The 19,393-nt window shown below is 65.8% G+C and carries 14 protein-coding genes; 2 read left to right on the top strand and 12 right to left on the bottom strand.

The window, feature by feature from the left end:
- Positions 1-81: 81 nt before the first annotated feature.
- From ASG92_RS21715 to ASG92_RS21670, 10 genes are all read right to left on the bottom strand, one after another.
- Positions 82-2,073, bottom strand: a complete 1,992-nt coding sequence (locus ASG92_RS21715) for a DUF6541 family protein (RefSeq protein ID WP_056633253.1) — start codon at positions 2,071-2,073, stop codon at positions 82-84.
- A gap of 81 nt (positions 2,074-2,154) precedes the next feature.
- A complete protein-coding gene (locus ASG92_RS21710) occupies positions 2,155-2,883 on the bottom strand; it encodes an ABC transporter ATP-binding protein (protein ID WP_056633250.1) in 729 nt (242 codons plus the stop codon).
- Entirely contained in the window at positions 2,883-3,788 is a 906-nt protein-coding gene (locus ASG92_RS21705; RefSeq protein WP_200952049.1) for an ABC transporter permease, read from the bottom strand. Before ASG92_RS21705 ends, ASG92_RS21710 begins: the two co-directional genes overlap by 1 nt.
- On the bottom strand, positions 3,785-5,818 hold the full coding sequence (locus tag ASG92_RS21700) for a glycosyltransferase (RefSeq protein WP_056633248.1): 2,034 nt from the start codon (positions 5,816-5,818) through the stop codon (positions 3,785-3,787). The genes ASG92_RS21705 and ASG92_RS21700 overlap by 4 nt, the downstream gene beginning before the upstream one ends.
- Positions 5,815-6,999 (bottom strand): UDP-galactopyranose mutase, encoded by a 1,185-nt coding sequence (gene glf, locus ASG92_RS21695; protein WP_056633244.1) that lies wholly within the window; start codon positions 6,997-6,999, stop codon positions 5,815-5,817. Before glf ends, ASG92_RS21700 begins: the two co-directional genes overlap by 4 nt.
- A 174-nt stretch (positions 7,000-7,173) precedes the next feature.
- Positions 7,174-8,349 carry a glycosyltransferase family 4 protein gene (locus ASG92_RS21690; RefSeq protein ID WP_056633242.1) on the bottom strand — a complete coding sequence of 392 codons (1,176 nt, stop codon included), beginning with the start codon at positions 8,347-8,349 and terminating at the stop codon, positions 7,174-7,176.
- Complete coding sequence (locus ASG92_RS21685) at positions 8,346-9,341, bottom strand: Gfo/Idh/MocA family oxidoreductase (RefSeq protein WP_056633239.1); 996 nt, start codon at positions 9,339-9,341, stop codon at positions 8,346-8,348. The genes ASG92_RS21690 and ASG92_RS21685 overlap by 4 nt, the downstream gene beginning before the upstream one ends.
- On the bottom strand, positions 9,341-10,432 hold the full coding sequence (locus ASG92_RS21680) for a DegT/DnrJ/EryC1/StrS family aminotransferase (protein WP_056633236.1): 1,092 nt from the start codon (positions 10,430-10,432) through the stop codon (positions 9,341-9,343). The genes ASG92_RS21685 and ASG92_RS21680 overlap by 1 nt, the downstream gene beginning before the upstream one ends.
- Positions 10,429-11,028: an acyltransferase gene (locus tag ASG92_RS21675; RefSeq protein WP_056633233.1), complete on the bottom strand. Its 600-nt coding sequence runs from the start codon at positions 11,026-11,028 to the stop codon at positions 10,429-10,431. The genes ASG92_RS21680 and ASG92_RS21675 overlap by 4 nt, the downstream gene beginning before the upstream one ends.
- Before the next feature lie 61 nt (positions 11,029-11,089).
- On the bottom strand, positions 11,090-12,379 hold the full coding sequence (locus ASG92_RS21670; protein WP_056633230.1) for a nucleotide sugar dehydrogenase: 1,290 nt from the start codon (positions 12,377-12,379) through the stop codon (positions 11,090-11,092).
- A 242-nt stretch (positions 12,380-12,621) separates the two neighbouring features.
- Here ASG92_RS21670 and ASG92_RS21665 point away from each other — a divergent pair, with 242 nt between their 5' ends.
- Positions 12,622-16,725 (top strand): FtsK/SpoIIIE domain-containing protein, encoded by a 4,104-nt coding sequence (locus tag ASG92_RS21665; protein ID WP_082579654.1) that lies wholly within the window; start codon positions 12,622-12,624, stop codon positions 16,723-16,725.
- Between the two features lie 85 nt (positions 16,726-16,810).
- Here the strand turns inward: ASG92_RS21665 and ASG92_RS21660 are convergent, their stop codons facing one another.
- Positions 16,811-17,308 (bottom strand): hypothetical protein, encoded by a 498-nt coding sequence (locus ASG92_RS21660; RefSeq protein WP_082579653.1) that lies wholly within the window; start codon positions 17,306-17,308, stop codon positions 16,811-16,813.
- Positions 17,309-17,554: 246 nt separating this feature from the next.
- Between ASG92_RS21660 and ASG92_RS21655 the strand changes: the two genes are divergently transcribed.
- On the top strand, positions 17,555-17,803 hold the full coding sequence (locus ASG92_RS21655) for a WhiB family transcriptional regulator (protein WP_003804966.1): 249 nt from the start codon (positions 17,555-17,557) through the stop codon (positions 17,801-17,803).
- A gap of 92 nt (positions 17,804-17,895) precedes the next feature.
- Here the strand turns inward: ASG92_RS21655 and ASG92_RS21650 are convergent, their stop codons facing one another.
- Positions 17,896-19,365, bottom strand: coding sequence for a PAS domain-containing sensor histidine kinase (locus ASG92_RS21650; protein WP_056633223.1), 1,470 nt, complete (start codon positions 19,363-19,365; stop codon positions 17,896-17,898).
- Positions 19,366-19,393: the final 28 nt, after the last annotated feature.

The raw sequence follows: 19,393 nt of genomic DNA, 5'->3' as shown, positions 1-19,393 counted from the left end.
GCCACCCCGGGCAACAAAAAGTCCTCCGGCCCGCAGCAATCAAGCTGCCGGTGCCGGAGGTCTCTTGTCTTTGTTCCTGGACTAGCTGCAGGCCACCACTTTGAACAGCTTGGCGGCTCCCTGCTGATCCACGAGCTGAACAGCCTTGGATGACTCCAAGTTCTGGAGACCCGGGTATGTCTTGCTGGACGGGTGGTTCAGCAGGTACTGCTGGCCGAAATCCAGCGCATAGGAGACTTTCGTCGCGCGCACCGCATCGCAGACGCCTGCGGACGAGTCGGCCTTGGCGAGGGCCTCAGCGACCACACGCATGCTCTTCGTTTCCCGCTGGCCCATGTGGAATTCCAGCACCTTTCGGTCCGCAAAGGCATAGGCCAGGGCACCGCCGTTCCACGGATTCACGGCGATGACCGCGTCCTGGGGAACCTCGGAACCCATGCGTGCCAGGAGCATGTACTCATCCGAGGACAGGATGGAATCCTTGGTATCGCGCTCGTAGAACACCTGGCCGGACGCGACGTAATCGCGAACCGGACCGGTCTGCGTAGCCCAGGCAAGCACCACAACGGCGATCACGGTTCCCGCCAGGCCCGCAACGGCGGCCGTGCGCACCCCGGCCATGTTGCTTCGAGGCAGTCTTGACACGGTTTCCCTGAAGGCGGCCTTGGCGACGTCCGCAACCGCCAGCATGCCCGCAGCGGCGAGCACCACGGTGAATATCGGCAGATAGGCGGCGAGCCGGTTCGTGTCCTGGTACCACGTGCCGGTGAAGAATGCCCTGGCCCACCCGGCATTGAATCCGGCGTCGACCACGTAGAGGAACCCCGCCACAAAATAGCAGCCCAGCAGCCAGATTTGGGTCCGCTGCCGGATGATCCGAACCATTCCGATCAGCGCCAGCACGGAGATCGCCAGCGCCACGTCAGTCTTCATCGGTGCATTGGCCAGGACTTCGCCAATTGATCCGGCAACTGTCTGATGTGCAGCCCAGCCGTTGTAGGCCCCCGGCCGGAGCGTCTGCCATGCAAGTAGTGCAACGACCACACCGGCGACTGTCGCGGCTGCCGTTATGGCGAACCGGGCAACGGAGGCTTTGTTTCGGATCAGACCGCGAACGTACACGACCAATTTCCAGACAAGGATGGGGGCGCTAAAGGCGAGCAGCGCGTTGACGGCACTCATGTGCGACAGCGCAAGGCCTGGAATTCCCAGCACCAGTGCAGGCAACGCGCGAACCGGCGGCTCCTGAAGTGTGGGGGCCAGCCTGCACGCGAGAATCACTGCTGCGATTCCGGCGGGCAGGGCACTCACTGAAAGGAGATTGGGAAAGAGGGGTCCCCAGACCAGCAGGAGGTACGGGAACGCCATGAGGCCCGCCGACGCCACTCCGGCCGCCAGGAGTCCGATGGGCCTGGGGCCGACGACCACCCTCGTCAGGAAGACGACGGAGATCGGCCAGATGACCGCAGAGGCCACCAGGTTCACCACGTTGACAGAGACCGGAACGCCAGCGCCCGTCAGCTGCGTGACGAGCGCGGCCAGGGAATGCCACTCCGCCGGGTAGACGGAGGACAGTCCGCCGGTTCCACCGGCCATGCTGCCCAGATTCAGGGACGATGCGTTGCCGGTATCCAGCACGTAGCGGACGGCGTTCAGATGAAAGACGTTGTCGTAGCGCTGGGAAATGTTGTCCGGGGCACCTACCAGCTGGATGACACGGCGGGCCGTCAGGAAACCGCCCACGGCGATGGCTGCGGCAGTCGCCCCCAGGACGGCCCAGCTGTCGCGAACTTCGGTTGCCGCGACCTGCCTGCGCACCCAGGCGGTGCGGGTGGCTGCGTAAGCCGCGCCCGACACCAGCAAGGTAGCCGCCACGACCACCCAGATATTCCAGCTGATCCCCGCAAACGGGGCCAGGACGGCGGCGACGCCGGCGATGGAAAGCGAGAAGAGCGGTGCGAACCCGAGCAGACTCGAGCGCCGCATGCCCAGGGACCAGGCCACTGCAGCGCCCGGGAGCAGCACCACAGCCACAGCGACGAGCAGAGCCGGCAGCGTGGACAGCCAGGACACATTTCCTCCAAGGGTTATAAAAGGGGCGGCCCGGTTGTCGCCGGCGGGCCCGGGGGGTCGTTCGCGGGTGATGCGGTTGCGTTAGCGGTTCCGCAGCCGGCTGATGACGTCGCCCACAGGGCCGTCCATCACAACCGAGCCATGTTCAAGCAGTATTCCGCGATCACAGACATGGGCGACCAGGTCGAGGTCATGGCTTACGACGATCAGGGTCTTCCCCGCTGCCGCCAGCTCCTTGATTTTTGCAAGGCACTTCTTCTGGAAGGGCTCGTCGCCGACGGCTAGGATCTCGTCGACCAGGAAGACGTCGGGATCCGTGTGGACGGCGACCGAAAACGCCAGCCGGAGGTACATCCCGGAGGAATAGAACTTCACTTCGGTGTCGATGAATTCGCCGATCTCGGCAAACTCGACAATCGAGTCGAACTTTTCCTTGATCTGCGCTTCCGTCATGCCAAGGATGGCGCCGTTGAGGTAGACGTTGTCCCGTCCCGACAGGTCGGGATGGAAACCCGCGCCGACCTCAATCAGCCCTGCCACCCGGCCGCCGGTGCGGACCGTGCCCGAATCGGGCAGCATGACCCCGGAAATGTGCTTGAGCAGCGTCGATTTGCCGGAACCGTTAAGGCCCAGGAGCGCCACTGTCTCGCCGTGTTCGACGTCGATCGAAAGGTCCCGAAGGGCGTGGAACTTCTTGGAGAGGTCGCCCTTGCGGCCCCGGATCAGCCACACGAGTGCTTCCTTGAGTGACCTGGTGTGCCGCAGGACAAACTGCTTGTTGATGTTGCGTATTTCTATGGCGGTAGTCATCACAGCTCCTGCGCGAAACGGCCTTCGAGCCTGCGGAAGGTCCACTGGCCGAGGAACAGAATGAGCAGCGACACCAGCAGGCCCACCGGGATCCACAGCGTGACCAGATTAGGCGGGCTGCCTTCCGCACCGGCCGTGGTGGGAAGCCAAAACGCATGGTGGAACGACTCGACGGCGATCGTGATGGGGTTGAGCTGGTACACGGAGAACCAGAGATCCCCCGCCTTTGCCTGGACCATCCGCCAGGAGTACAGCACAGGCGAAACCCAGGTGGCCACCATCAGCAGCAGGTCGACGAAATTCTCCGAGTCCCGGAAATAGACGTTCGCGGCCCCGAAAAAGAGTCCCAGCCCGGTGGCGAGCAGGGCAATGATCAGGAAGCCCGCGACGGCGGTGTACGCCTCAACGAGGCCTGGGCGCCAACCGCTGAACAGGCAGGCGACGACCAACACGAACATCTGCGGCAGGAAATGCACCGCAGACACCCACACCGATGAGACCGGGAACAGCTCACGGGGCAGGTAGATCTTGTTGATCAGGCCGCTGTTGTTGACGATCGACCGTGTCGCCGTGCTCAAGGACTCGGTGAAAAAGTTCACCAGGATAATCCCGGAGAACAGGTACACCGCGTAGTTCGGCAAACCGCCCCTGTTGGTCGGGCTCTGCTCCAGCCCCAGGAAGACGCCGAGGGCAACATAGAACGCAACAAACTGCACGCCGGGTTTGACGTAGGTCCAGAGCAGGCCCAGCACTGACCCGCGGTACCTGATCCTGAGTTCCTTCCGGACCAGGAGTTTCAGGAGGAACCGGGACCGGAAGACATCAGCAAGCCCGTTCCCGGTCCCCGGTGCCACCAGGGCACGCTCGGCGTCCTGGTCCGTCGGGGAGGTACGTCCGTTAGTCACTGATTGGGTTTCCGCTGATCAGGCCCGGAGTCGGTCATGGACTCGAACGTCTTGCGCCAGGCCTCCGGAGACGTGAAGTTGGACAGTTCATTCTTGTAGGACTCCGAGAGCTCGTCCCAGCGCGCCAGCACGCGGGCGTGCAGGGTCAGGCTGCGAAGCAACTGCTTGCGGAAGCGGACGTTGTCCCGACGGTACCAGGATGCTCCTGTCCCGTCAGACGCCGAGACGATGGCCGAATCCAGGTGGGACAGCCGCCACCAGCGTGCATCCGCCGCAGGCACAACGGCCTCGGGGTTCTGCGACGCTGCGGCGTTTACGCTGCGCAGCTGGCGAAGCGCACCGGACAGCGCGCTGGATATGGTCTGCGCGAAGTTCTTGGGGCGCGAGGGAACCATGCCGAACTTTGGCAGGTGCACCCTCTTGACAGGGGGAAACTCTGTGATGTCCTTGGTGACCTGGGCGTCCGGGAAATCCGAGCGGACCTGGCGGATCTCAGCGAGCTTGCCGCCAATGGTCCGGTGCAGGTGGGAGGGGCCGTCGAGCACGTCCTTGAGGGCACGGTTGCGCAGCTCCACGGCCGAATACTGCAGCGAGAGCAGATGCCGGACGTCCTGGAGGAAGCTCTCGATGGGCAGCCGGCCGCCCTTCTCGTACTGCGAGTAGAGCATGGCTGCGACCCACCGGTTGCGCTGGTGGAAATAGGCCTGCCAGTCAATGGTGTCGTCCTTCTCGGTCCAGGGCATGTGCCATACGGCCGCCCCCGGAAGGCTCACAGTGGTGTACCCGTGGGCCTTGGCCCGGATGCCGTATTCGACGTCGTCCCACTTGATGAAGACCGGCAGTGCAAGCCCGATCTCCCTGATGATCGACGTCGGGATCAGGCACATCCACCAGCCGTTGTAGTCGACGTCGATTCGTCGGTGCATCCAGGGCGTGGTGCGAAGGTTCTCGGAGGCGAAATCGTGGGCGATCTGCCCTTCGCCGATCGGCGCGTACTGGAACCGGTACTCGTTGATGCCCTCGCCGAAGTTGTGGATCACTGAACGCTCAAAGAGATTGAACATGTGTCCGCCCACGATGGTGGCGCTGCGGGTGAAGTCGGCGAAATTGACGGCGCGGAGCACACCCTCCGTTTCCACCACGACGTCGTCGTCCAGGAGCATGACGTACTTGCTCACGCCGTCCTCCACAGACTCCTGCATTCCGCGGGCGAAGCCGCCGGAACCGCCCAGGTTACCCTGCTCGATGAGCCTGAACTTGTCGCCGAGGACGGCGGCGGCTTCCTCGAAGCCGGGCTCGTCACGGACTTTCTGGGTCCCCTGATCGGTGACGATGAGGCGGTCCATGACTGCCACCAGGTCCTCCGACTCGGCGAACGTGCGCAGGTGTTTGACGCAGTAATCCGGGCGGTTGAACGTAGTGACCGCAATGGAGAGTGTCCCCGGGCTAAAGCCTTCTGGCTGGGGAACCGACCAGTCAGCCTGCTTGAGCGTCACGTCGTGTCCGTGTGCGACGAGGTCGAACCAGTACCAGCCGCCGTCGGCGAAGGTGGTCAGGGGCAGCTCGCACGTCGCGGTGGCACCGCCGGTTACATGCATGCTCTGGACACGGTTTGAGCTGCCGCGCGGGCTGGACTTGTAGACAATGACCGTTGCCTCGGCATCCACCTCGATGCTGAGCCGGACTTGCTGAACGTCCGTGTGGGCGCGCCAATAGCTGGCAGGGAACGCATTGAAATACGTTCCAAAGGAAACCCGGCGGTGCGCGGGGAGTGACAGCTGGCGGCGGCCGAGGATGAAGTCCGAGCGGACCTGACTGCGCTGCGCGGCCACCGGATATGCGGTCGCCATGCCCCGCTTGGAGCTCGAGTCCTGCTTTTCGACGACGCGGCGCGCGGCGTCGAAGTCCACGTACAGCGGAAGGGTGTCGGTGTCGCCGTCGACCGGGAAGACCACGCGGTGAACTGTCTTCCAGACGGTGTCGTCGGTGGTGGATCCGGTTCCTTGCCGGAACTCTGTCGCTACGCTCATGCGTCTACTCCTCCGCTTTCCAGCTTCGCCCCGCCGCTGAAGTGGGGCTTGATCTTGTTGTCAAACATGCTCAGGGCCGATCCGATGGCCATGTGCATGTCAAGGTACTTGTAGGTGCCCAGCCGGCCGCCGAACAGCACTGAGTCCTCGCCGCGGGCCAGGTCCCGGTATGCCTGCAGTTTCGAACGGTCGACGGCGGTGTTCACCGGGTAGTACGGTTCGTCGCCCTTCTCGGCAAAACGGGAGAACTCCCGCATAATCACCGTGGCGTCCTTCGTGTAGTCACGTTCGGGGTGGAAGTGCCGGAATTCATGGATCCTGGTATACGGGACGTCTTCGTCCGGGTAGTTCATCACGGCGCAGCCCTGGAAGTCCTCCATGGGCAAGACCTCTTCCTCAAGGTCGATGGTGCGCCAGGAGAGGTCACCTTCGGCGTAGTTGAAGTAGCGGTCTACCGGTCCCGTGTAGATGACGGGAACCTGGCCGCGCACCGACGCCTGGCCGAACGCGCCGCCGTCGAAGAAATCGGTGTTGAGGTGAACCTCAATGTTGGGGTGGTCGGCCATGCGCTCAATCCACGCGGTGTAGCCGTCCACCGGCAGGCCTTCATAGGTGTCGTTGAAGTAGCGGTTGTCGTAGTTGTAGCGGACCGGGAGGCGGGAAATGATCTCCGCCGGGAGGTCCTTCGGGTCCGTCTGCCACTGCTTGCCGGTGTAGTACTTGATGAACGCCTCGTAGAGGGGCCGGCCGATCAGCTGAATGCCTTTGTCGTTCAGGTTCTGCGGGTCCGTGCCCGCGAGCTCCCCGGCCTGCTCCTGGATCAGCGCCCTTGCTTCCGCCGGCCCCATCGAGGCCCGGAAGAACTGGTTGATGGTGCCGAGGTTGATGGGCATCTGGTACACCTCGCCTTTGTGGCTGGTGTAAACCTTGTGCTGGTAGTTCGTGAACGCAGTGAAGCGGTTCACGTACTCCCAGACCCGCTCGTTCGAGGTGTGGAAGAGGTGGGCGCCGTAGCGGTGGACTTCGATGCCCGTTTTGGCCTCATTTTCGCTGTAAGCGTTTCCACCGATGTGGTGGCGGCGGTCCAGGACCGCAACCTTAAGTCCAAGCTCCGTGGCGGCGCGTTCCGCGATTGTCAGGCCAAAAAAACCCGAACCGACTACGACGAGATCAGCGTTCACAACTCTCCTGTGTGTTTTGGTGGCAGGGATAGACAGCCCTATCTGCCGGGTCTAGACTACCCGAAGTTAAAATTTGTCCCGCATTCCGGGGTGGCTGCGGAGCGCGGGCCGAGTGGCTCCGGAGCCCGTGCCGGCCGTCGAAAAAGCAGCCCGTGGCGCTTCCCTGACCACCCTTTACCGCCCGGACCTCGCCGCCGCCAGAACTGCGGCGGCAGCATGCCGACCGGCGTTTGCCAGCGACGCGTGCCGCTCCACCCAGCCGGCCCTGGCGTCCCGGCCGTCGTCGTCGCCGTTGTTTTGAGATGTCAGGACGCGGCGCATGGCTCCGGCAACACTGTCAACGTCGTACTTTGCCGCTTCGCCGAGTCCGTTGTCGTCGACGAGCGCTGCGCCATCGCCGGTTCCGGCGAAGATCACAGGGGTGCCGCACCCGGCGGCGGCATAGATCTTGGTCGGCTTCGCGAAGTCATAGCCCTGGTCCGGCTTGATGCTGACCAGAGCCGCCGATGCCCCGCGGATCCAGCGCGCCGCTTCAGCCGGAGGAATGACTCCGCCGAAGTGCACGCGGCCCGGAACTGTCTTCTCCGCGAGTTCCTTCAGGTGGGGCTCATCGGCCCCCTGTCCGAAGAAGCGGATACTGGCGCCGGGGTGCTCGGCCAACACTGCCGGCAGCGCACGGATGAAGATGTCCGCGCCCTGCCACTCGGACATGGTTCCCGTGTAGACGAAGTACGGATCGCCGGACCCGGCAGACTCGCCGGCCGGACCAAAGACGGACGTGTCAATGCCATTTCCAACGACAACTACACGGTCCGCGGAGACGCCAAACTGCTCGACCTTCTCCGCGACGGCGTCGGAAATGGCGATGACCTTGGCGGCACGGCGCAGCGCGAAGCCTTCGGCAGCCCTCATCACTCGGATGACAATGCCCGGCACGTCCGTGGCGGACAATGCTTCAGTCCAGATGTCGGCCGCGTAGTACACAAACGGCCTGCGCCTGAGCGCGGAGCTCAAGGCCACCATGACCCCCGTGGTGGGCGGCGGTTCGGAGACCACGACATCCGCCTGGGAGAACAACAGACGAAAGAATACCGGCAGATCGAAGCTCATGTACTGCACGTAGCCCCGCACGTTGCCGCCTGGATCGCGCAGCACCGGCCACCGGGAAAGTTTGTACGGCGCCGTGAAGGCCGGCGAGCCGTGTGGCGGCCGCGTGGTCAGCACACTGACCTCCGCGGCGTTTGCCACCAGTCCGTCCACCAGCGCCTGCAGCCTGAATGATGCCGCGCCCACCTCGGGCGTGAACAGCCGTGAGGCTACGGTGACCTTGAGGGGTCTCTTGTCAGTCACGAAGCGGCAATCTCCACGATCTGCCGGCTCGTGGCTGATTCCAGCACGGCTTCGGCGACCCGGAGGGTGTCCAGACCTTCCTGCATGGTGACCACGTCGCTCCGCAGCCCGAGGACAGCGTCGCGGAAAGCTTCGTGTTCGGTCCGCAGTGGTTCGGGCTTGGGGATCGCAAGGCGCGTGACGTTGCCCTCGGAGACTCCGCGGAAGGCGGCCATCGATTCCCACTCAGTGGCGACGGTCCCGTTCTCGAAGAACGTCAGGTCGGCGGTGATGGTGTCGGCCACGAAGGCCCCCTTTTCACCGGTGACAATCGTCAGGCGTTCCTTCATCGGGGAAAGCCAGTTGACCAGGTGGTTGGTGATGACGCCGTTTTCGAGGTGTCCGGTGGCAGCGACCATGTCCTCGTGCGGGCGGCCGCTGCGGGTGGTGATGTGGGCAAATATGGACTGGAACCGGCTCTGGGCCAGCCAGGCCGTCAGGTCGATGTCGTGCGTGCCGAGGTCCTTGACCACGCCGACGTCGGCAATCCGGGCCGGGAACGGCCCCTGGCGACGGGTGGCGATCTGGTAGACCTCGCCGAGCTCGCCGGCCTCAATCCTTTTGCGCAGGGACTGCAGGGCGGGGTTGAACCGCTCGATGTGGCCGACGGCGCCGACAAGCCCTTTGGCTGCAAACGCATCAACCATCCGCTGCCCGGCTTCGGTGGTCGAGGCGATGGGCTTTTCGACCAGCGTGTGGACGCCGGCCTCGGCCAGCGCCAGCCCCACTTCCTCGTGCAGTCCGGTGGGCACGGCAACGACTGCCATGTCGATGCCCGCGGCGATGAGTTCCTCAACGGAGGACAGCAAGCCCAGCTGGCCGGCAACGCCGTGGGGATCCCCGTAGGAATCCGCGACGGCCACCAGGTCAACGCCGTCGAGCTCCCGGATCACGCGGGCGTGGTGACGGCCCATCATTCCCAGGCCGATCAGGCCAACGCGAAGGTTTCCCATCAGGCGCCTGCCTGGACGAGCTTGTTGACCGCCGTGACGATGCGTTCCAGGTCTGCCTGGCTCAGGGACGGGTGGACCGGCAGGGACAGGACTTCCTGGGCCGCGGTTTCGGTGTTGGGCAGGTCCTCGGTGCGGTTGAACGAGGGAAGACGGTGGTTGGGGACCGGGTAGTACACGCCGGTGCCGATGTTGTACTCCTCGCGCAGGGCCTTGGCCAGGCCGTCGCGGTCCTCGGTGACGCGGATCGTGTACTGGTGGTAGACGTGCGAGGCGCCTTCGGCGACCTTGGGCGTGCCCACACCTTCGAGGTTGTCCGTCAGGAATGCGGCATTCTGCTGGCGCTGTTCCGTCCAGCCGAGAACCTTCTTGAGCTGCACGCGCCCGATGGAGGCGTGTAGGTCCGTCATCCGGGCGTTGAAGCCGACGAGTTCGTTTTCGTACTGCTTTTCCATGCCCTGGTTCCGCAGGAGCCGCAGGTTCCGTTCCACGGTGGCGTCCGGCGTGGAGACCATGCCGCCCTCGCCGGAGGTCATGTTCTTGGTCGGGTACAGGCTGAACATGGCGAACTTGCCGAACGTTCCGACTTTCTTCCCCTTGAAGCTGGCGCCGTGGGCCTGGGCGGCATCCTCGTAGAGGTCGATGCCGCGCTCCGCAGCGAGCTTGGTGAAGCCCTCGACGTCGAACGGGTGGCCGTAGAGGTGGACCGGCATGATGCCCTTGGTCTTGTCCGTGATGAGGGAGGCCACGTGGTCCACGTCCAGCGTGTAGTGGTCCAGTTCGATGTCGGCAAACACGGGGGTGGCACCGGTCAGCGCGACGGAATTGCCGGTTGCGGCAAAAGTGAAGGAGGGAACGATGACTTCGTCGCCGGGTCCGACGCCGGAGGCAAGAAGGCCAAGGTGCAGTCCGGAGGTGCCGGAGTTCACGGCTACGGAGGAGCGGCCGTCCAGGAGAACTTCGGAGAACTCCTTCTCGAACTCCGCGACCTGCGTGCCTTGGGCGAGCATTCCTGTTGCCAGAACGGCGTCGACGGCGGCCCGCTCGTCGTCGCCGATGATCGGCTTCGCGGCAGGGATAAAGTCGTAGCTCATGCGTTCTCCTCAGATTCTTTCAGGGAATTTCCGTCTTCAATGTACTTGGCGCCGGTGACAGGACACACCCAGAAGGCGCCCTCTTGCCGCAGCGGTTCGCCTGCCTTCCCGACCCACCCGAGGCGGCGCGCAGGGACGCCCGCCACGAGGGCAAACGCCGGGACATCCTTGGTGACCACGGCGCCGGCCGCAACCGTTGCCCAGCGACCGACCGTCAGCGGCGCGACGCACACGGCCCGGGCACCGATCGAGGCGCCGTCTTCGATGGTGACGCCCACAGGCGTCCAGTCGTGGGCGCTCTTCAGCGAGCCGTCCGGGCTGACGGAACGCGGGTACGTGTCATTGGTCAGCACCACTGCAGGGCCGATGAAAACCCCTTTGCCGAGCTTGGCCGGCTCGTAGACCAGGGCGTAGTTTTGGATCTTCGTGTTCTCACCGATCTGCACGCCGGTGCCGACGTACGCGCCGCGGCCCACGATGCAGTTCTTGCCAAGGTTGGCCTGTTCGCGCACCTGGGCAAGGTGCCAGATCTTCGTGCCCTCGCCGAGTATTGCCTGGTCCGAAACGTCGGCGCTCGGAGCAATGGTCGTAGTCATAGTTTGGTTCCTCTCAAGAGTGCTGACGCCGCAGCCCGCCAGGGCCGCAGCAGCAAGACGGTCAGGCCTTGCCAATGACGCGGTAGGTGACCCCGGCCCACCGGTCAGCGGAGCTCACGCGACGGCCGTCAATAAACGCTTTGATGCCCGGCAGGTCAGCGGGCGACAATTCCCTGTACTCGGCGTGGTCGGCCTGGACCACGGCCGCATCAACGGGCTCTCCAAGGTGGTACGCCGCGAAGCCGAGCTTGTCCAGTTCCGCATCCGTGTACAGCGGGTCGTGGACCGACACCTCGGCGCCGCGCTTCTCAAGCGACGTGACAGCGTCAAAGACGCCGGAGAAGGCTGTCTCCTTCACGCCGCCGCGGTACGCGGCACCCAGGACAACGACGCGGGCGCCAGTCAGGTCACCGTACGCACCTTCGAGGAGGCCCACCGTGTAGTCCGGCATGTCGGCGTTGGCAGCGCGGGCAGCCCGGACGACGGTGGCCTCCGGATCATTCCAGAGGTACAGGCGCGGGTAAACGGGGATGCAGTGGCCACCGACGGCAATGCCCGGCTGGTGGATGTGGCTGTAGGGCTGGGAATTCGAGGCTTCGATGACCTGGTAGATGTCAATGCCGGCCGTGGCGGCGAAACGCGCGAACTGGTTGGCCAGTCCGATGTTGACGTCCCGGTACGTCGTCTCGGCCAGCTTGGCCAGCTCGGACGCCTCCGCGGACCCCAGGTCCCAGACGCCGTTCGGCCTGCGGAGATCGGCACGCTCGTCGAAGTCCAGCACGGATTCGTAGAACTCAACGGCCTTCGCCGCGCCCGCTTCGGACAGGCCGCCGACGAGCTTGGGGTACTTGCGCAGATCCTCAAATACGCGTCCCGTCAGGACCCGCTCCGGGGAAAAGACAAGGTGGAAATCCTCGCCCTCGACCAGCCCGGAACCGGCCTCAAGGGCAGGCTTCCAGCGTGAGCGCGTGGTTCCGACTGGCAGGGTTGTCTCATAGGACACGAGGGTTCCCGGCGTCAGGTGCTTGGCCAGTTCAGCCGTTGCACCGTCCATCCAGCCAAAGTCAGGCTTCGCTTCAGCGTCAACAAACAGCGGCACAACGAGCACCACGGCGTCTGCGCCGGGCACGGCGTCGGCGTAATCGGTGGTGGCGCGGAGTTTGCCTGCCGGCACGAGTTCCGAAAGCTTCTCCTGCAGGTGGGCTTCGCCGGGGAACGGCTCCGTGCCCGCGTTGATCAGCTCCACGACCTGCTGGTTGACGTCGACGCCGACAACATCATGGCCCTTGGAAGCAAACTGGACAGCCAGCGGCAGCCCGATTTTCCCCAACGCAATTACAGCAATCTTCACGATTCTGAAGCCTTTTCTCTCATGACTGGCAGGCGGCAGCCACGCTGCCGCACCCGGTTTTGCTTAACACTATCCGCTGTCCCGTCCTTACGCCGACTCCGCTACTCCCCGTCGACGGGGCCGGCTGGTTGCAGCGAGCGGCTGTGCACGGTTATCCACATAGCCGGATTCAGGCGAGCCGTCACGGCGGCGCCGGCGCTAGCGTGGGGCCTAAGTTGCCCCGAAGAACGGAGGACCAGCCGGTGACCCTGCACTGCACTTTGGTCCGCGGCCCGGGGGCGGTGCGCTCCGATGCGGCTGTGGAACTGACCGTCCGGGTGCGGCCCGGCTGCCCGGGCGCGGAACTGGACCGTGCGGTGGCCCGCGCGTTCGGAACGCGCGAGCTGACGGTGAATGGTCTGGCGCTCGACGCCATGACGGTCGGCGAGGTCCCCCTCGTCAACGGGGCGGTCCTCGTCGACGGCCGCCGGATGCGGGCGAGGCCAAGGCCGGGCCCGGATGCTTCCGCTGCCTTGTTGCTGGCCGTGCACAGCGGCCCGGGTGCTGGGACGATTCTGCCCCTGCGCCGCGGAAGCTACCGGATCGGACGTACCAACGCGGAACTGACAATCCCGGATCCGGACCTGTCCCGGGAACACGCCAGGATCGAGGTTTCGGACACGGCCATGACAATTCTGGACCTTGACAGCGTCAACGGTACGGAAGTGGATGGCAAACGCGTCAGGAACGCCGTCATTTCCACCAGCTCACTCATCCGGTGCGGAAACTCGACCCTGTCAGTCCTGGTTTCGGGGCCGCCGGGTTCACGAGACTCTCACCTGGGCTCCGCCGGACTGTCCGTGGCGGAGCCCCTGAAGATTCCGCGCGCCGCTGAGCAGGGCAGCCGGGCGGCTCTCCTTCTCGGCGCCGGGCTGCCTCTCGCTCTCGGAGTGGGGCTGGCACTGGCGACCGGGATGTGGATGTTCTTGGCGTTCACTGCCATATCGGCAGTGACGGTAATGGTCCCCGTCGTCGCGGGACGGCGGCGGCGCCGCGAACTGCGGTCGGCAGTTTCGGCGGCAGCGTCAAGAGATAAGGAACGACGACGACGGTCCGCGCCGTCGGCCGCGGAGCTGGCACTGTACTCGCCCAGCGTGGTGGCACCGGAGGACGCCCAACGGGCGGCCTCCGGCGTCTGGCTCCGGCTGGGAACGGCAGACCAACTGGCCAACGTCCGGTTTGAGCCTGAGGATCCGGACTTCCGGCTCCCCGGCCTCGGAGCTGTGCCGCTGCTTCTGGATCCTGGGGTTCCCGTTGTCACAGTCCGGGGACCGGACACGGAAGTGCAGGGGATGATGCGCTCAGTCCTCATGCAGCTCACCGGATATCCGCTGGCCCGGGGGACCCGGATTGTGGTTCACGGACCGGCTTCCGTCCTGCCGCTGACAGCGCGGTACCTGCCGGCCGTCACCCTGCATGCGGCGGCCGGGATCACAGCGGCGGTCCTGGCGGACGATCCCGCTGCGGCAGGCGTTCCGGGGGTGCTCCTGATCGCCGGCAGCACGGCGACCAGCATTTCCGATGCCGGGCTGATCGAGGGCGCACGGCGGCATGGCTGGCGGCTGATCCACTTCACGGACCGCGGTGCGCGCCCGGCGGACACCGATATTGAACTCGGCGAGCGCCGGGCCTGGTTTCGCTCCGCTGGATCAACCCGGCGGTTCGTTCCCGATCTTGTTCCGCTCAATGTCTTCGACCGCTACTGCCGGCAATCCGGCCACGCCCATGAAGGTGCCCCACATTCTGGCGCGTCCCTGCCGGCCACGTGTCCGCTCACCGACATTCTGGAGGCGTCTGCGGCCGGAACGGCCCAGCGCTGGGCCGGCGGCCGGCTGATGCCGGGCCTGACTGTTCCCATCGGTCGCAGCGCCAACGGTGTGCGGCTCCTGGATCTGGAGGCCGGCGGTCCGCATGTGCTCATCGCGGGCACCACCGGATCCGGGAAGTCGGAATTGCTCCGGACCCTTACCGCGGCTTTGGCCCTCAGCTTCCCGCCGGACCGGGTGAATGTCCTTTTCTTCGACTTCAAGGGCGGGTCCGGGCTGGGTCCGTTGGCGGCCCTGCCCCACTGTGTGGGCATGCTCACGGACCTAACCAGGGGCGAACTCGATCGCACGCTGGTATCGCTGCGCGCCGAGGTCCGCCGGCGGGAGCAAATGCTGGCCGCGGCCGCTGCTCCCGACCTGGCAGCCTATCGACTGTCAAAGGCGGCCGACGAGCACCCGCTCCCCCAGCTGATCCTCATCATCGACGAGTTTCGGATCCTCGTGGAGGATGCGCCGGAGTCGCTGAGCGAGTTGATGAGGATCGCGGCCATCGGCCGGTCGCTGGGGATTCACCTGGTCATGGCTACCCAGCGGCCGCAGGGCGCGCTCACGGCAGATATCCGTGCCAACGTCACCACCAGCATCGCCCTCCGCATGCAGTCCGCCCACGAGTCTGCCGACGTCATAGGAACCAACGCCGCGGCCGGCATTGCCGTTGAAACGCCAGGCCGGGCGTTTCTGGCGCGCGGAACCGAAGCCCCGGAGGAGTTTCAGTCGGCGAGCCTCTCAGGCGCTCCACCCGATGCGCGGGATTGCGAAGTCACCGTGCTGCGGACCTGCGAGGCGCTGGAGATGCCGGCGTCGGCGGCTGCCGGCGACGGGACTGCAGCACCGCCGCAGACTCCGGCCGCAGCGGTGACGCCGATTGCGGCGTTGACAGGTTCACTGTGGGAAGCGCTGGGCGGCGCCGCGGTCCGCAGCCCCGTGGCGATGCCGCTCCCCGACGTACTGCCCTGTCCGCCCCGGGGAAGGAACGGGACGGCGGCTGCCGGGCCCGCCGGTGATCTGCCGGACGCCACGGCACCGCGGGGTGACGGCTGGTGCCTGGAGCTGGGGTGGCTGGACCTGCCCGAGGAACAGCGCCTCGCCGGGCTCAACTGGCGTCCCGGGACCGATGGCCATCTGGCCTTGATCGGCGGCACCTCAGCTGATCCCGCCGACGCACTATCCCTCACATTGGATCAGCTCGTGACCCATTCAACGGAGTCGCACCTCTACGTCCTCGATGCCGACGGCTCGTACGCCGCGCTGGCGTCTTCGTGCCGGGCCGGCGCGGTCGTCAATCTCCATGACTTGCGCCGTGGCGTGCGGGTCCTGGAACGGCTGAGCGAAGAAATGTCACGGCGGCTGAGCCAGACGGCGACCATACCGGCAACTCCCCTGGTACTGGCGATTTCGGGCTGGGGCTCGTGGGTTTCCGCATTGCGGGCGGGCCAGCTGCTGTGGGCCGAGGACCTGGTTCACGGCTTGGTCCGGGACGGGCTCGGCGCCGGCATTGCCGTCATCGTTTCAGGAGACCGTGAGCTTGTGACCGCACGTTTCCTTTCCGCCGTCCCCAACCGGATCTACTTTCCGCGAGGCGCCACCGAAGAGAGCAGGCTGGCGTGGCCGAAGATGCCTGAAGTTCCGGCGGTCCCCGGCCGCGCCGTCGCGATCGGTGCGCTCGCGGGGAACCGGCGCAGCGTCTGCCAGCTCTACACGCGCGATGGCCTGCCCGGCCCCGAAGTCCTGCCGCAGGAGTCCCCCCGCACGAGGCCTTTCAGAGTGGATCCCCTGCCCCTGCACGTCCCGCTGGCGGAGCTGCTCGCCCGGATTCGCAGCCCGAAGGGCACGCCCGGTCCGGACACTCCTGATGCGGGGCAGACGGGGCGCGCGCGAAACCTGAAGCTGTGGATCGGCGTGGGTGGGGATGAGCTGGCTCCCGTCTCCGTGCGGGTTCCGTGCGGCGGCGCCCTTGCCGTCCTGGGCGCGGCCGGTTCGGGGAAGTCGTCATTTCTGCGTACGGTGCCGGCCCTCAATCCGGGGGTGGCGGGCTGGCTGCTCCCGGCCCCGGGGGTAAACCCGGCCGACTACTGGGCGGAGACCCATGCTGCGGCCGCCAAGGGCGTGCTTGCCAAGGATGCGGTATTGGTCGTGGACGACGCAGACCTGCTGCCTGCCGCCACCCACCAGCTGTTGCTGGAGCTGAATGCCTTGGGCCGGACTGTCGTCATGGCTGCCGGCTTCGGCCCGGCCCTGGTGCAGCGCGTCCCGCTTGCCCTGGCCGCCCGCAATTGCGGCAGCGGCATCCTGATTGCGCCGCGCAGTCCCATGGACGGCGACCTTTTCGGGCTGAGGCATGAGCTGGAACCGAATCCTCCCCCGGGACGCGCCGTCCTCCTCGCGGACGGCAGGGCAATGGCGGTTCAGCTTGCCGCGTGCCGTCCAGAGGAGCTGTCAGCGGGCGGGCCGTCAGCCGGAGGGCCGCCGGCTGTCGGATGAATCCGGAGGGGCCGCCGGCACGCTCAATCAGCCCTGACTCATCGCTCGCGCAGTCACCGTTCCAGTCGCCGTGCCGGGCCCGGGCTCAAAGCGCGGGGGGCGCACCGGCGGCACGGGAGGCGAAGCTGATGACGCGCTTGTCGAACAGGAGCACGATGGCGACCGCCGCGGGGATGAGCATCGCTGCTCCTGCCAGCGGATAGCCGCCGGTGAGCGTGGGGAAGCCGATGGTCAGCACGAACAGCTGGGCCACCAGGGCACCCGCCCTCGGCCAGCGGAAGCCCCGGTACAGAAACACGGCAACGGCCGACAACCAGGAAGCGAATGCCAACAGCAGGGCAAGCGTAAACACGGCCCCCCAGAAGGACAGGACCGGCGCTCCGGCCACGAGCTGGAAACCGTACCAGGCGGCGGCGGCCAACAGTGCCGCGGCCTCGGCTGCAACGATCGCCGAAATGATCGCGACCGCCCGCGGCCTTGGCCCGGCGTACGCGGGCCGCTCCGAGCCGCTTTCACGGTCGGGAAAGCCGCTGCCTTCGGGCTCGGGGGACGGATCGGAGGGGCCACCTGGGGGTCTTGACACACTGGCACACTACCCGACATAGTCAACTGACGGTGGGGGCAGCCCTCCGGCGCGATGCAGGGTGTGATGCATCGCTCACGTTTCCGGGGGATTTCGTGCACCACTACCCCTTGTTTACACAGCGTTAACATGAAACGCTTGATCCAGATGACCAAGGGGGCCCTCGGGGCCCCTTTCCTATGTAGGCCCTAGTGAATATTTTCACAAGTGGCAAATGACTTCCCAGGAATGGAGTGACTGATCAGCATGGATTGGCGTAACCGCGCAGCGTGTCTCGACAAGGACCCGGAGCTTTTCTTCCCGGTCGGCAACACCGGGCCGGCGCTTCTCCAGATTGAGGAGGCCAAGAGCGTTTGCCGCAGGTGCCCCGTCGTGGACACATGTTTGCAGTGGGCATTGGAGTCCGGCCAGGACGCCGGTGTCTGGGGCGGCATGAGCGAGGACGAGCGCCGGGCGCTGAAGCGCCGGGCGGCCCGCGCCCGCCGCGCTTCCTAGTACGGCACTTCAACAGATTCGGCGACGGCCGCGGACCCAAGGTCCGCGGCCGTCGCTTTTTGTGGATTTTTACTCGCCGCGGGGCGCGCGCCTCAGCGGCTTGCGAGGCTGAGGACTATCTGGACCGCCGTACCGCCGCCCTCACGGGCCTTCCACTGGATGGTGCCCCCCAGCTCACTGGTGACCAGAGTACGGACAATCTGAAGCCCAAGGCCCTCCACGTGCGGCGTGTCCGGCAAGCCAACACCGTCGTCGGCCACGGTGACGGTCAGCAGCTCCTCGCCGTCGTCGCCTGCCGAACGGTCGGCGAGAAGCCAGACCGTCCCGGTCCGCCCTTCCAGTCCGTGCTCGACGGCGTTTGTCACCAGCTCGTTGATCACGAGCGCCAAGGGAGTGGCAAAGTCGCTGGGAAGCTCACCGAAAACCCCCGACCTCTGCGTCCTGACCTGCTGGGACGGCGAGGCCACTTCGGCTGAGAGACGGAACTGCCGTCCGATCAGCTCATCAAAATCAACGCTCTGGGTCAGGCCCTGTGACAGCGTCTCGTGGACCAGCGCAATCGTCGCCACGCGCCGCATCGCCTGCTCAAGCCCCTGCTTTGCTTCATCACTGACCATCCGGCGGGACTGCATCCGCAACAGCGCAGCTACGGTCTGCAGGTTGTTCTTCACGCGGTGGTGGATCTCCCGGATGGTGGCGTCCTTGGTGACGAGTTCCATCTCACGGCGCCTCAGCTCGGACACGTCGCGGCACAGGACCAGCGCCCCGAACCGCTGCTGCTCATCGCGGAGCGGAATGGCGCGAAGCGACAGGCTGACGCCCCGGGATTCAATCTCGCTGCGCCACGGCATCCGTCCGGTGACGACGAGCGGCAGGGTCTCATCCACCATGCGCCGGTCCCTCAGCAATCCTGTGGTGACTTCCGCCAGCGAGCGGCCTTCCAGCGATTCACCGTCGCCGAGGCGCCGGAATGCGGACACCCCGTTCGGGCTCGCATACTGCACGATCCCCTCGGCATCCAGGCGGATCAGACCGTCGCCCACGCGGGGCGCCCCGCGGCGGGAGCCCGTGGGTGAGGCGAAGTCGGGCCAGAGGCCCAGTGTGCCCATCCGGAGCAGGTCATAGGCGCACTGGCGGTACGTCAGCTCAAGCCGGGACGGCATCCGCGAACTGGAGAGATCCATGTGGGAGGTGACCACGGCCAGGGTGCGGCCGTTCCTGACCATCGGCACCGCCTCCACCCGCAACGCCATGTCGCTGCTCCAGTTGGTCTCACTGGAACGCTCTATAGTGCGGCTGGCCCATGCTTTGTCGACCAGCGGCTGAAGATCCGACCGGATGCCCTCCCCGACGAAGTCGGCATGGAACACCGTATGCGTCGTGGAGGGCCGCACGTGGGCCAGTGCCACGTAGCCGTAATCCGGATGCGGAAACCAGAGGGCGAGGTCGGCAAATGCGAGGTCGGCCACCATTTGCCAGTCGCCCACCAGGAGGTGCAGCCACTCGGCATCCCCCGGCCCGAAATCAGCATGTTCCCTGATGGGGTCCGTAAAGATTGCCACTGCACCTCCAGTTTTCGACGCCGTGCCA

This window comes from Arthrobacter sp. Soil736 (genome assembly GCF_001428005.1).
GTDB lineage: Bacteria > Actinomycetota > Actinomycetes > Actinomycetales > Micrococcaceae > Arthrobacter.
The sequence above is the reverse complement of the archived record's forward strand: the minus strand, read 5'-3'. Positions and strand labels throughout refer to the sequence as shown.

Coding starts and splice junctions, on each gene's coding strand:
- ASG92_RS21710 (WP_056633250.1), bottom strand. CDS start 2,883: ATGACTACCGCCATAGAAATACGCAACATCAACAAGCAGTTTGTCCTG.
- ASG92_RS21700 (WP_056633248.1), bottom strand. CDS start 5,818: ATGAGCGTAGCGACAGAGTTCCGGCAAGGAACCGGATCCACCACCGAC.
- ASG92_RS21685 (WP_056633239.1), bottom strand. CDS start 9,341: ATGGGAAACCTTCGCGTTGGCCTGATCGGCCTGGGAATGATGGGCCGT.
- ASG92_RS21680 (WP_056633236.1), bottom strand. CDS start 10,432: ATGAGCTACGACTTTATCCCTGCCGCGAAGCCGATCATCGGCGACGAC.
- ASG92_RS21675 (WP_056633233.1), bottom strand. CDS start 11,028: ATGACTACGACCATTGCTCCGAGCGCCGACGTTTCGGACCAGGCAATA.
- ASG92_RS21655 (WP_003804966.1), top strand. CDS start 17,555: ATGGATTGGCGTAACCGCGCAGCGTGTCTCGACAAGGACCCGGAGCTT.